Genomic DNA, 14,234 nt, shown 5'->3' on the forward strand with positions numbered 1-14,234 from the left:
GATGAGTTCCGTATCCTCGACATTGACCGGTGCGCCGCAAACGCCTGCTTCATCCGCATCACCCACGACGGCCGACCGGCCGCCGCCCTCGGCGGTGCGCCCGGTGCGGCTCGCGTCGCACTGGACCGATCGTCTCGCACAGGCTTTGCTATTGATCGCGGCGGCGGCCGGCGTGCTCTTCCTGCTCGCGCCGATGGCGGCGATTCTGGTCAAGAGCGTGCAGGACAACGACGGGCACTTCGTCGGCCTGCGGCACTTTCGCGAGTACTTCCATTCCCCCGCCCTGTTCGGCTCCATCTGGAACAGTGTGTGGATCTCGATGGTGACGACATGCATCACGGTGCCGCTCGCCTTCATCTTCGCGTATGCGCTCACGCGCAGTTGCATCCGTCACAAGACGCTGCTGCGCAACATCGCGCTGATTCCGATTCTCGGCCCCACGCTGCTGCCTGCGATCTCGTTCATTTTCTGGTTCGGCAATCAGGGGCTGCTGCGTCCGTTCATGGGTGACATCGATATCTACGGACCACTGGGCATCGTCATGTCGCTGGTGAACGCCACGTTCCCGCACGCGCTGATGATTCTGATCACTGCGCTCTCGCTCACCGACGCCCGGCTCTACGAAGCGGCGGACGCCCTCGGCACGCGCGCGGTGCGACGCTTCTTCACCATCACGCTGCCGGGCGCGAAGTACGGTGTCATCAGCGCCGCGATGATCGTCTTCACGTATGCGATTTCCGATTTCGGCATTCCCAAGGTCATCGGCGGCGACTTCAATGTGCTTGCCACCGACATCTACAAACTGGTGATCGGCCAGCAGGATTTCTCCAAGGGCGCCGTGGTCGGGCTCGTGTTGCTGGTGCCCGTGGGCATCACGTATCTGGTAGACGCTGTCGTGCAACGCAAGCAACAGGCCTTGCTCTCGGCGCGCGCCGTGCCTTATGTGCCGAAGCCGTCGCGCGGTTTCGACTGGCTGATGGCCGCGATGTGCTGGGGTATGGCCGCCATCATGCTCGCGATTCTCGGCATGGCGGTGTACGCATCGTTCGTGAAATTCTGGCCGTACAACTTCAGCCTGTCGCTGGGCCACTATCGCTTCGGCCTGATCGAAAGCGGCGCCGTGGATTCGTACGTCAACAGCTTGCAGATGGCGTTCTGGTGCGCAGTCTGGGGCACGGCCGTCATCTTCGTGATCGCCTATCTGCTGGAGAAGACACGCGGCATGGCATGGCTACGCGGCTTCATCCGCATGATGGCCGTGCTGCCAATGGGCGTGCCCGGGCTGGTGCTCGGTCTCGGCTACATCTTCTTTTTCGTCTCCGAGGCGAATCCACTGCACAACCTGTACGGCACGCTGGCCATTCTGGTGATCGTCAACGTCGTGCATTACTACTCGTCGAGCCATCTCACGGCGGTAACGGCCCTCAAGCAGATCGATCCGGAATTCGAGTATGTGTCGGCGTCGCTCAAGGTGCCGTTCTACCGGACGTTCTGGCGCGTGTCCGCCCCGATCTGCCTGCCGTCGATCATCGACATCAGCCGGTATCTGTTCGTCAACGCCATGACGACGGTCTCTGCGGTCGTGTTCCTTTACTCGGCCGATACGTCGCTCGCGTCGGTCGCCATCGTGAACATGGACGAGACAGGCTCCATCGGCCCTGCGGCGGCGATGGCCACGCTCGTCGTACTCACTTCGATGCTGGTGTGTCTGCTCTATCACGGCGTGCAGATTGTCGTGGAGCGCTACACGCAGGCGTGGCGGCGTCCCACAGGCATGACCTCACGCAAAGGGCATTGATGCCGGTGTTGTCATGGAATTTTTTGCACCTCCGATGTTTCGCCAACTCGTTTCATTGGTTTCATCATTCGTTCGATAGGAGACGGTCATGATTCTCGGTCAGGAACCGATTCTGCTCACCCCCGGCCCGCTCACCACGTCGCCGGCCACCCGACAGGCCATGCTGCGCGACTGGGGATCGTGGGACGCCCAGTTCAACCAGATCACCGCCTCGTTGTGCCGCGACCTCGTGGGCGTGGTGCATGGGGGCGACGACTATGTCTGCGTGCCACTGCAGGGCTCGGGGACGTTCTCGGTCGAGGCGGCCATCGGCACGCTCACACCCCGCAGTGCCCGCATTCTGGTGCCGGACAACGGCGCGTACTGTCAGCGCATCCTCAAGATCTGTCGCTATCTCGGACGCGACGCCGTCGCCCTTCCCATCCCCGAAGATCAGGCCGCAAGTGCAGCAGCCATCGACGAAGCGCTCTCGCGCGATCCGTCGATCACGCACGTGGCGCAGGTGCATCTGGAAACCGGCGCCGGGGTGCTCAACCCGCTCGCGGAGATCGCGCGCGTGTGCCAGAAGCACGGCAAGGGGCTGATCGTCGACGCGATGAGTTCGTTTGGCGCGGTGGAGATCGATGCCCGGTCGATGCCGTTCGACGCGCTCATCGCCGCGAGCGGCAAGTGCCTCGAAGGCGTGCCCGGCATGGGCTTCGTGATCGTGAAGAAGTCGGTGCTGGAGGCGAGCGGCGGCAACAGCCATTCGCTGGCGATGGATCTGCACGACCAGTACGTCTATATGCAGAAGACGACGCAATGGCGCTTCACGCCGCCCACGCACGTGGTCGCGGCGCTGCGTGCCGCCGTCGATCAATTCCTCGCCGAGGGCGGTCAACCGGTACGCGGTGAGCGCTACCGGGCGAACTGCCGCACGCTGGTGGAAGGCATGGCTGCGCTCGGGTTCCGGCCGTTTCTCGCGGCGGACGTGCAGGCGCCGGTGATCGTGACGTTCCACGCACCAGCCGACAGCAAGTACGACTTCAAGGCGTTCTATGCGGCGGTGCGGGAGCGCGGGTACATCCTTTATCCGGGCAAGCTCACGCAGATCGAAACGTTCCGCGTGGGATGCATCGGCGCTATCGACGATAACGAGATGCGCAATGTCGTCACGGCGATCGCGCAGTCGCTGGCATCGCTCGGCATTCGTCAGGTGGCGCCGCTGACGCGAGCTGCGTAACGTACGCAGCACGATTCCATCGATCATCGATGCATGGCGAGTGACCTGCGTTGTCACTCGCCATCGCCTCTTTGGACGGTTCAAGTGCTTTAGGGAATCGTCCGAAACTTCGCGAATCTCCCGGCGCCGCAAGGGCGTCGTCTCCTTCACGACAAGGTCGCGCACGGCCTTGATTCCCCAGCCAAATCCGGCGTCGATGTTTGTCACTCGACGCGGCTCGTCACGTCCGGCGCACGGGCACTTTCCCATCGCGCTTCCTAGAATGGCCCGCACATTTGCCGTGCATTAGCGTCTGGTCGGGCGTTGGAAAACGGTGATCGGCGGCGTCTGCCTGACGCCCCGATCGCACGTGCCACCGCCGCCATCGTCTCCCCCCGAATGCCGCCAGCCATGGGTGTGCCGCCATCGCGCGCCCCGCCCTTTCTGCACTCCACGCCTTTGGGAACCGGAGCACGATGAACAAGCATCTCTATCGATTGGTCTGGCGGCATTGCCGCATCGACGTCGTCCCTGTGCCGGAAACGGCGCGGCAAAGTGCTGGTGCGCCGGCCTCGCGCGTGCGCCGCGCCGGCAGCCGTAGCGGCGCGTCCATGTCGGTCTCGCTCACTCGCGTATGCCTCGCGTGCATTGCGTTACTGGGGGCGCTTTCTTCCACGCCGTCATGGGCGGCGTGCTCGGTAGCGGGCAACGTGGTGACGTGCAGCGGCGCCGCGAATCCACTCGCACCGTCGTACGCCAACTCGGCCAGCAATTTGCAGGTGAACGTCAACAGTGGTGCGGGCGTAGGCGTGTTGCTCGGCGTGGGTGGTACGGCGCTGACACTCACCGGAAGCAACGTCACGCTGGTCAATGGCGGCACCATCGATCCCGCGTTGCTCGGTGGCATCGGACTCCTCGCGACGGGTACCGTCGTCGGCAATAGCGGTGCAGGAGGCAGCACGCAGACGGTGACGAACAACGCGATCATGCGCGGCACGGTCGGTGTGCTTGGCGTGAATCTTCCCGGGCTGACGGGACTCGCGCTGACCGTGCAGAACGCGACCGGCGGCACCACCAACATCAGTAACAGCGGCACGCTCGGCGCCACGCCGATTCTCGGTGTGACGCTCACGGGAAATGGCAGCGCGCCGGTCGCTGCCGCGTATGGCGGCGCGGCCGTCAACTTCGCCAACACCGGCACTGTGCTCGGACGGATCGCGTTTGCGCCGAACGGCACGGCAGGCGCGGGGAATACGTTCAGCAATGCAGGCACCGTGAGCGGCAGCGTCTCGCTCGGCACGAACAGCACCAACACCTATACAGCCGTCACCGGCTCGACGCTCAACGACGGCGGGAGCCCCGGCCTCGGTGCGCTTCCCGTCACCGGGTTCAATCTGGGTTTCGCGGCAACGGGCGTTGTGGACGGTGGCGCAGGCGGCAACAACTCGCTGGTGCTTCGCAATTCCGCCAACGACGCGACGACGACCGGCACCGGAACGATGAGCGGCGCGAGTTACGTGAACTTCTCGCGCGCGACGATGAACGGCGGCACCTGGACGCTTCAAGGACCGCTATCCGTTACGTCGACGACCCTCAACGGCGGTCTCGCAATTTTCGACAACGCCGGTAGCTTCGGTACAGGGACGCTGACGATCAACGGCGGCGCCATGCAGGCCGCCAGCGCAGGGCTGACGATTGCGCTGCCGACCACGCTCGGCACGAACGGGTTGTCGGTCTCCGGCACCAATCCCCTGACGTTGGGCAGCACGGTCACCGGCACCGGGGGCGTATCGCTTTCGGGTACCGCACGCCTGACGCTTGCGGGCACCAACGACTACGCGGGCGGGACTTCGCTCACCGGCGGCACGCTGGTTGCTGGCAGCAACGCCGCGCTGGGCAGTGGCGCGGTTCAGGTGTCCGGCACGACCGGTGTGCTCGATGCCAGTGCGCCGGTCACGCTGACCAACGCCATGACCATCGGCGCGGGCAGTACGCTGACATTGGGGGGAAGTGCCGCGCTCACGTTGTCCGGGCCAATCAGCGGTAGCGGCAGCCTCGCCAAGCAAGGCGCGCAGACGGTCACGCTGACCGGAGCGAATACGTTCAGCGGCGGCGTCAACGTGGTGGCGGGCACGCTCGCGCTGGCAGGTGCCGGCGCGCTGCAAACCGGCGGCACACCGCTCACGCTGTCGGGGGCGGGCGCTGTCTTCGACATGTCGGGCGCGAACGGCGGTAGAACGATCACGAACCTTGCAGGTGTCGGCAACACGCAGATCGCACTCGGCAGCAACAACCTCACGCTTGGTGACAACACCGGAAGCGCATTTGCGGGCGCGATCGGCGGCACGGGTGGCATCGTCAAGACCAACGCGGGCACCCAAACACTCACGGGGGCCAATACGTTCACAGGCGGCACAACGATCAACGCAGGCGGCATCGCGCTAGGTGCCGGGGGATCGTTGGCGAGTACCGGCGCCGTGTCGCTGCTGGGCAGTGGCACCACGCTGGACATCAGTCAGGCGTCGGCACAGACCCTCGGGGCGCTCTCGGGCGTCGCCAATACATCAGTCGCGCTGGGCACCAACACGCTGACCTTCGGCGACGCCACCAATCAGACATTCGCGGGTGCCTTCACCGGCGGCGGCGGAAACAGCGGCAGCATCGTCAAGCAAGGCACCGGCACCGTGACGCTGACGGGCACGAGTTCGGCGGGCGGCGGCATCACCGTGCGCGCAGGCACGCTCACGCTCCAGGGCGGCGCGTTCGCCAACGCCTCGCCGCTCGCGCTCACCGGCAACACCGCAACGCTGGATCTTTCGAATGCGGGCGGCATGACATTCGGCGCGCTGTCGGGCGTCTCCGGATCCACGGTCCTGATCGGCGCTCAGACGCTGACGATCGGCGACGCCGGTAACTCGACATACGGCGGCACGATCTCGGGCACGGGGGGCATCGTCAAACAAGGCACGGGCTCGTTGCTGCTATCCGGCGCACAAACGTTCACGGGCGGCATCAACATCGCGGCGGGGCGGCTCGCGCTGCAAGGCAACAATACCCTCGCGGGCACCAATGCCGTGACGCTCGCCGATGGTGCGACACTCGACGTCGGCGGCGCCGGCCCCGTCAGCATCGGTGCGCTGAGCGGCACGGCGAACAGTCAGGTCACCCTCGGCAGCAACACTCTCACCCTTGGCGATGCGACCAACCAGACGTTCGCCGGCAGCATCGGCGGCACGGGCGGCATCGTCAAACAGGGCACGGGTATCCAGACGCTAACGGGCCAGAATGCGTTCACCGGGCAGATCGCGATTGCGCAGGGAACGCTGGCATTGGGCGGCACCGGTACGCTGTCGGCCAATCCGGTGAGCATTGCCGGCGGTGCGACGCTCGATATCGGCGGCGGTGAGAATCAAACCATCCGGGCGCTTTCCGGGGCGTCGGGCAGCACGATCAATCTGGGCGACAACACGCTCTCCTTCGGCGACGACACCGATCAAACCTTCGCGGGAACGATCACCGGCACCGGTGGCGGCATCGTCAAGTTCGGCGCGGGCGCGCAGACCATTACCGCGCAGCAGACATTCACCGGCAGCATCGTCGTCGGCGGCGGCTCTCTCGTGATCGGTGCGGGTGGCGGTTTGTCGTCGCAGAACGCGGTGACGCTCGGCGATAGCTCGACCTCGTTCGATATCAGCGCCGCCGGTGCCCAGACCATCGGATCCCTCAGCGGCGGGGCGGCGCAGGTCCAGCTCGGTGCCAACACACTCACGTTCGGCGACAGCACGGGCGAAACGTTCAACGGCAGCATTCATGGCACCGGCGCACTCATCAAGCAGGGCGGCGGCGTGCAGACGCTCGGCGGTGCGAGCGACTTCACGGGCGGGGTCACAGTCACCGCCGGTGGCTTGCAGTTGGGCAATGCCAGCGCCATCGGCACGGGCACCCTCGCCCTCGGCGATCAGACCACGCTCGATACCACGCAAGCCCTGACCCTCGGCAACAACATCACGCTTGGCGGCACATCCGCCATTCTCGGCAGTGCCGATCTGACGTTGACCGGCGCGGTGACGGGGAGCGGCGCATTGCAGAAATCAGGGCCGGCGACGCTGACCGTGAACGGCGCGGGCAACTGGACCGGCGGCACGACGATCAACGACGGCGTGCTCGCCATCGGCAGCGGTGGCTCACTCGCGGCGCAAGGGGCCGTCGTACTGAACGGCGCGAATAGTCCGGCGGTGACGCTGGACATCAGTGGTGCGTCCGCTGCGCAGACGATCGGTGCGTTATCGGGGAGCGGCACGCTCGCGCTCGGCACCAGCACGTTGACGTTCGGCGACGGTACCGACCAGACGTTGAGCGCCACGATCACGGGGACAGGCAACCTCGTCAAGCAAGGGGCTGGAAAGCAGACCCTGACGCAAACGTCAACTTACGCCGGGGATATCGACATCGCCGATGGCACGCTGGCATTGGGCAGTGGCGCGGCGTTGCAAGGCGGCAATGCGCTGACGCTCAGCGGCGCGAACAGCGTGTTCGATATCGGTAGCGGTGGCGCGTCGACCATCGGGACGCTCAACGGTGTGACGGGGAGCGCGATTTCACTGGGCGGACAAACGCTCACGCTGAACAACGCCACCAACGCGGTGTTCGCCGGCGCGATTCACGGCACCGGCGCGCTCATCGTCTCAGGCCCCGGCGTGCAGACGCTCGCGGGAGCAAGCGATTTTTCCGGTGGCATCAGCGTCGGTTCGGGAGGTCTGGTCGTCGGCAACGATCTCGCGTTGGGGGCGGGGACTGCCACATTCGGCAATAACGTCACGCTGGACAGCACACAGGGCGTCACGCTCGGCAACAACGTTAACTTGCTCGGCACGCTGTCGGTACTCGGCACGCATGACCTCACCCTGAACGGCGCACTCTCCGGCGCGGGCGGCCTCACCAAGTCGGGTTTGGCGAAACTCACCCTTGGCGGTAGCAATACCTACGCCGGGCCGACATCGATCAGCGCGGGTACGTTGGCGCTGGGCGCGGGCGCGTCGTTGAATGCGTCCGGGTCGGTCAATGTCGCAAGCGGCGCAACGCTGGACCTGTCCGCCGGGAACGGAACGCAAGTGATCGGTACGATCAATGGCGCGGGCACGGTGAACATCGGGGCACTCGTCACCGAAATCGGCGGTGCGGGCAACGACACCTTCAGCGGCAGCCTCACGGGGACCGGCTCGGTCGTGAAGATCGGCACCGGCACCGAGACGCTCACCGGACTCAACACCTACACTGGCGGCACCGTCATCCAAGCAGGAACGTTGGCGCTGGGCGGTGCCGGAACGCTTGCCCCGACGGGTGCCGTCACGCTCGCCAATGCGGGATCGGCTTTCGATGTCTCGGGCGCCAATGGTGCGCGAACCATCGGTGCGCTCACGGCCGATGTCGGCACACAGATTCGGCTCGGCACCAACACGCTGACGTTCGGCGACGCGACCAGTCACAGCGTCGCGGCCATCGTGAGTGGCAGTGGCGGTCTCGTCAAACAAGGCAGTGGGACGACAACGTTACTCGGCGCGCAGCTATACACCGGTGCGACGACGATTGCCGACGGCACGCTGGCCCTCGGCGCGAACGCGACGCTCGCACCGGGCAGCAACGTCTCGCTGACCGGGGTCGGGGCGGTGTTCGATCTGAGTGCGGCGGGCAATCAGTCGTTGGGCCATCTGTCAGGCAGCGGGGGCGGCGTCGTGCTCGGCGGCGGTAGTTCGCTCACCGTCGGCAACAGCGATAACGCCACGCTCGCCAGCGCAATTTCGGGCACGGGCTCGCTCATCATGGATGGCAGCGGCAAGCTGACGCTGGGCGCGCAGAACACGTTTGCCGGCAACGTCGGTGTAAACAGCGGCACGCTCGCGCTGGGTAATGGCGGCACGCTCTCGGGCGCCAATGACGTGACGCTGGCCTCCGGCGCCACGTTCGACGTCAGCGCCGCCACAACACCTGTGATCGGCTCGCTCGCCGGTGCAGCGGGCAGCACCGTCGACATCGGCACGCAAACGTTCACGTTCGGCAGCGCGGGCAATGCGACGTTCAGCGGTGCGATCAACGGTACAGGTAGTCTCGTCAAACAGGGGAGTGGCACACAAACGCTGAGTGGCGGTGCGGCGCTGGGCGGCGATGTGAGCGTTGACGCGGGCACGCTCGCATTGCGCAACGGCACACAACTGGGTGGCAAGCATGCCGCGCTCACCGGTGCGACAGCGGTCCTCGATATTTCGACCGGCCCCAATCAGACCGCCGCGACGATCAACGGTGTGGCTGGCAGCGTCATCAATCTCGGCAATACGACGCTGACGCTGGCGGATGCCTCCGGCAGCGCGTTAGCGTCCGACATTCACGGCGCAGGCGGCGGCCTCGTCAAGCTTGGCAGCGGTGTCCAGACGCTCTCGGGCAACAACGACTTTACGGGAGGCGTGAGCGTGCAGGCGGGTGGCGTCGCTGTCGGCAGCAACACGGCGCTGGGCACCGGCACGGTGAGCTTTGCAGGGGGCACTTCGCTGGATGCGACGCAAGCGACGACCCTCGGCAACCAGATCACGCTAGGCGGCGATCTCGATGTCGTGGGATCACACGATCTCACCCTCAACGGCGCCATCACCGGTGCGGGCGGCATCTCGAAGAACGGCGGCGCGACGCTCACGCTCAACGGGCAAAACACCTACGCGGGCGCGACCAACGTCAACGCCGGAACGCTCGCGCTCGGCGCCGGCGCGAGCCTCAACGCGGCGGGTGTCGTCGATGTCCATACCGGCGCGGTCTTCGATCTGTCAGCGGGTAACGGCACACAGACCTTTGGCGCGCTGACCGGGGGCGGCGCGATCAATATGGGCAGCAATACGCTGGAGGTCGGCGCAAGCGGACTCGACGAAACTTACAGCGGCGGCGTGATGGGCACCGGCAGCCTCGTGAAGGTAGGGGCCGGTATAGAAACGATGACCGGCACGAACACCTTCACCGGCGGCACCGTCGTGCAGGCGGGCACGCTGGCGCTGGGCGGTGCAGGAACGCTGGCGCCGTCGGGCGCCGTCACCTTGCAGAACGCGGGGGCGACGCTCGACATTTCCGGCGCAAACGGCGATCGCACCATCGGCGCACTCACCTCTCAGGCAGGGACCAACGTCACGCTGGGAAACAACACGCTGACATTCGGCGATGCGTCGAGTCACGTCGTGAGCGGCACGATCAGCGGTACGGGAGGTATCGTCAAGCAAGGCAGCGGCACGCAAACGCTGCTCGGGCAACAGCAGTTCACGGGAACGACGACCATTGCCGACGGTACCCTCGCACTCGACGCGACGGGCCAACTGGCGAACGGCGCGAGTGTCGCGATCACCGGCGCGAATGCCACCTTCGATATCAGCGCCGCCGGTAACCAGACGCTCGCCACACTGGCCGGCACCGGTGGCAGCGTCAATCTCGGTAGTCATACGCTGACGTTCGGCAACGGGACAAACCAGACGCTGACGGCGGGCATTGTCGGGACCGGAGGCATCGTCAAGGCGGGGGCGGGAACGCAAACGCTGAGCGGACAGAACACGTTCACCGGCGGCATCGCCGTGGCTGAGGGCACCGTCGCCATCGGCGCAGGTGGCACGCTCTCCGGCGCGAACGACGTGACGCTCGCCACCGGCACTGCCCTCGACATCTCGCAATCCATCTCGCCCACCGTGATCGCGGGACTCACCGGTGGCACAGGCACGAACGTGTCGCTCGGCGGGCAATCGCTCACGCTTGGCGGCAACACGAACAGTGCCTTCGACGGCGTGATCGGCGGCACAGGAGGCATCACCAAGCAAGGCATAAGCACCGTGACGCTGGGCGGACAAAGCACGTTCACCGGCACGACGACGGTGACAGGCGGCACGCTCGCACTCGGCGCTTCGGGGCGAGTCGGTCAAAGCGCAGGATTGACGCTGCGCAACGCCGGGACAACGTTCGATGCGTCGGCTTCGACTGCCCCACTCTCCTTCGCATCGCTCGACGCGGACACCGGCACGCAACTGGTGCTGGGTAGCGGCGGCTTGATCACTGGCGACAACGGCAATCACGTGATCGGCGCCACGGTGTCCGGCACCGGCGGACTGATCAAGAACGGCACCGGCTCGACCGCGCTGAACGGTGCCAACGCGTTCACCGGTGGCACGACATTGAACGCAGGCACATTGACCGTGGGCAGCAGCACCGCGCTCGGCACTGGCGGGCTGACCGTTGGGGGGAACAGCACGCTGTCTGCGACGTCGCCCGTCGGCGCATCCGTAACGCTCGGAAATGGCATCGCTGTAGGCAATGGCACGACGCTCACGATCGCCGGGACGACGCCGCTCATGCTCGGAGGCCCCATTTCCGGCGGCGGCGCAATCTCGCTGAACGGCGCTGGTGCCCCCGGAGGCATCACGCTCGGTGGCAACAACAGCTATACGGGCGGCACGACGGTGAACGGCGGCAACGTGACCGTGACCTCGCCGACAGGCCTCGGCAGCCCTTCCGGTGGCGGCCTGACCCTCTCGCAAGGGAACGTGGCAACGCAGGGCGTGAACGTCGTGCTGCCCTCGCTGAACGGCACGACGCAAGGCAGTCTCACCGTCAACGGCGGCTCGGTGTCAGTGGGCTCAGGCAATTTCCCCGGCAGCGTGTCCGGCTCAGGCGGGCTCATCAAGACCGGAAGCGGCTCACTGACCTTAGGGACGCAAAATCCGCTGACCGGGCCGACGACCGCCGCGGGCGGCACGCTGAACATCGGTGGTCTACCCAACTCTCCCGTGACAGTGCAAACCGGCGCCACCTTGACAACACCGCCCCCAACCAATGCCGGCGGTACGGGGGGCGGCGCACAGACAGGTCCGCTGACAGGCGCTGGTGGCAGCCAGATCGTAGTCAGCGCCCCCGGCGCGACGCTGGGGGTCGGCGGCAATCTGACGCTTCAACCGGGCGCCACCCTGCAAGTCAACGTCGCGCCCGGCACCGCGCCGAGTCAGGTCAATGCCACGGGGAGCGCCTCGGTCGGCGGCAGCAATCTCGTCGTGAACGCCGCGCCGGGAACGCAACCGGCAGATGCCGTCAATGCCGTCATCGTCTCGGCGACCGGGGGCGTCTCCGGGCAGTTCGCGGCAACGTCGACCAATCTGCTCTATCTCACGCCACAGATCAGCTACACGCCGACCTCCGTCCTGCTGACGCTTGCGCCCAACGGTACTCCGTTGCCCGCCGGTGCCGTGACACCCAATCAGCGCGCTGTGGCCGCCGCCGTCTCGGCACTCGGGACCGGCAGCACGCTGTATCAGGCCGCGCTCGGCCTCACGGCCGCCACCGCGCCTGCCGCGTTCGAAAGTCTCGATGGAAGTCTGCATGCGTCTGTCTCGTCAATGCTGCTGGGACAAACGCAAATCGCGCGCGATGCCGTCTCACAGCGGTTACGCGACGGTCTTTCGCTTTCGCTGGACTGCGAGATGTCTTCGACGGGCGGCGACCGTATGTCCAATGACGCCAATGACGCGGCGGTATCGTCGGGAGTCGGCCGCGACGGCAGCAGCGACTGCCGGTCGCAACGTCGTGCGACACAAGCGTGGGCATCCATCTACGGTAACGACGGGCAGATGCGCAACAAATCCGTCGCCGACGGCGGCTCAGGCGCCGCGACGCTGCATCGACGCGGCATGGGTGTGCTGGCCGGGGTCGATGCACCGTTCGCCGATGCATGGCGCGCGGGCGCCTTCGGCGGTCTGGGGCACAGCACGTTCAATACCGGCGCCAGCGCCTCGGGCAGCAGCAACGACGCGCAGATCGGCGCTTATGTGAGCCGTCGCTTCGGGCGCCTCGGCGCCACCCTCGGGGGTGCCTATGGCTGGCAGCAAATCAGTTCGCAGCGTGCTATCGCTATCGGTTCGGTCGCGCAAACGGCCCGCGCGAAATATGACGCTGCCGTGTGGCAAGTCTTCGGGGAAGCGGCGTGGCGTATGGACGCCGGACGCGTGAGCGTCGAACCGTTCGAGATTGTCGCTTATGCCCGCGTGCGCACCGACGCGTTCGACGAGTCCGGCAGCATCGCCGCGCTGCATGCCGACGAGCAGACGCAGGGCATCACGTTCTCGACGGCGGGCCTGCGTGGGGAAATCCCGTTCGGCATCGGGATGGGCGTCGCCGCCTCGGGTCGGCTGCGTCTGTCGGCGGGTTGGCGTCACGCTTATGGGGCGAATGCGCCGGACATGCGATTGGCGTTCTCGGGCACGTCGGCGGGCTTTACGGTGGCGGGAGTGCCGATAGCGCGAGACGCTGCGGTCGTCAGCGCCGGTATCGATGCGTTCGTTGGCCGCGCCGTGACCCTCGGCGTGAGCTATGCCGGACAGTTCGGCGGCAAGGTCAGCGACAACTCGGTGTTCGGCAACGTCAACTGGCGCTTCTGACGCAGGCCGTTGATATGGATCGCTGATGTGGATCATTGACGCAGAAAAAGGGGCGGGGCTCGCTTGCGTCGGCGGCCTCCGGTAAGCTTGCGGGTGTCGCGCGCGGATATCGCACACCGGTGTTACGCACGGGTTTCATACCCGGGTTTGACATCACAACGCGCGCCCCCTCCGGAGGCTGCCCCCTCATGCCGTCATCGAAAGCGACTGATACCGCATCATCGGCCAAAGCCAAGACCACGACCGCGACGGCTGCGGCGACCGCCAAACCCGCGCGCAAGCGCAGCGCCAAACGCCTGGACATCCGTCTGAAGCGCGCCTACGACGCGCCGGATCCCGCTGACGGGCAACGCGTACTCGCCGACAGGTTGTGGCCGCGCGGACTCGCCAAGGCGAAGGCACAGATCGACTTCTGGGCAAAAGATGCCACGCCGAGCACGCCCCTGCGGCAGTGGTTTCACCAGCACCCCGAGCAGTTCGACGAATTCCGTCAGCGCTTTCTCGACGAGCTTGCGTCACTCGACGCACAGCACAATGTGATGCTCACGGAACTGCACGAACGTCTGGCCCGGGGCCCCGTAACGTTGCTCACTGCTGCGCACCGTCTCGTCGACGACGACACGCCTACGCATCTGCATGTCCTGCGCGACTTTCTCGAATCGCACTGACCGTTACACCGCCACGGGTTCGCCAGACACAACAAGGTATCGCAACGCAACACGGCATTCCGCCTCTCAAAACGACGTGTGACGAGAGGCACGCCTCGGGAAACCGCATGCTTTCTGGCTTT

Annotated in this window: 4 protein-coding genes; all 4 read left to right on the forward strand. The window is 65.9% G+C overall.

Features of this window, described 5'->3' with window-relative positions:
- Position 1: 1 nt before the first annotated feature.
- The 4 genes from A9762_RS01770 to A9762_RS01785 all read left to right on the forward strand — a co-directional run bounded on the left by A9762_RS01770 (position 2) and on the right by A9762_RS01785 (position 14,112).
- On the forward strand, positions 2–1,798 hold the full coding sequence (locus A9762_RS01770; protein WP_083253534.1) for a putative 2-aminoethylphosphonate ABC transporter permease subunit: 1,797 nt from the start codon (positions 2–4) through the stop codon (positions 1,796–1,798).
- A gap of 88 nt (positions 1,799–1,886) precedes the next feature.
- Complete coding sequence (locus A9762_RS01775) at positions 1,887–3,020, forward strand: 2-aminoethylphosphonate--pyruvate transaminase (RefSeq protein WP_069340304.1); 1,134 nt, start codon at positions 1,887–1,889, stop codon at positions 3,018–3,020.
- A 455-nt stretch (positions 3,021–3,475) separates the two neighbouring features.
- On the forward strand, positions 3,476–13,444 hold the full coding sequence (locus A9762_RS28375; RefSeq protein WP_069340305.1) for an autotransporter-associated beta strand repeat-containing protein: 9,969 nt from the start codon (positions 3,476–3,478) through the stop codon (positions 13,442–13,444).
- Positions 13,445–13,632: 188 nt separating this feature from the next.
- On the forward strand, positions 13,633–14,112 hold the full coding sequence (locus A9762_RS01785) for a DUF488 domain-containing protein (protein ID WP_083253535.1): 480 nt from the start codon (positions 13,633–13,635) through the stop codon (positions 14,110–14,112).
- The last annotated feature ends 122 nt before the right edge of the window (positions 14,113–14,234 follow it).

The organism is Pandoraea sp. ISTKB, assembly GCF_001721285.1.
In the GTDB taxonomy this organism is placed as follows: domain Bacteria; phylum Pseudomonadota; class Gammaproteobacteria; order Burkholderiales; family Burkholderiaceae; genus Pandoraea; species Pandoraea capi.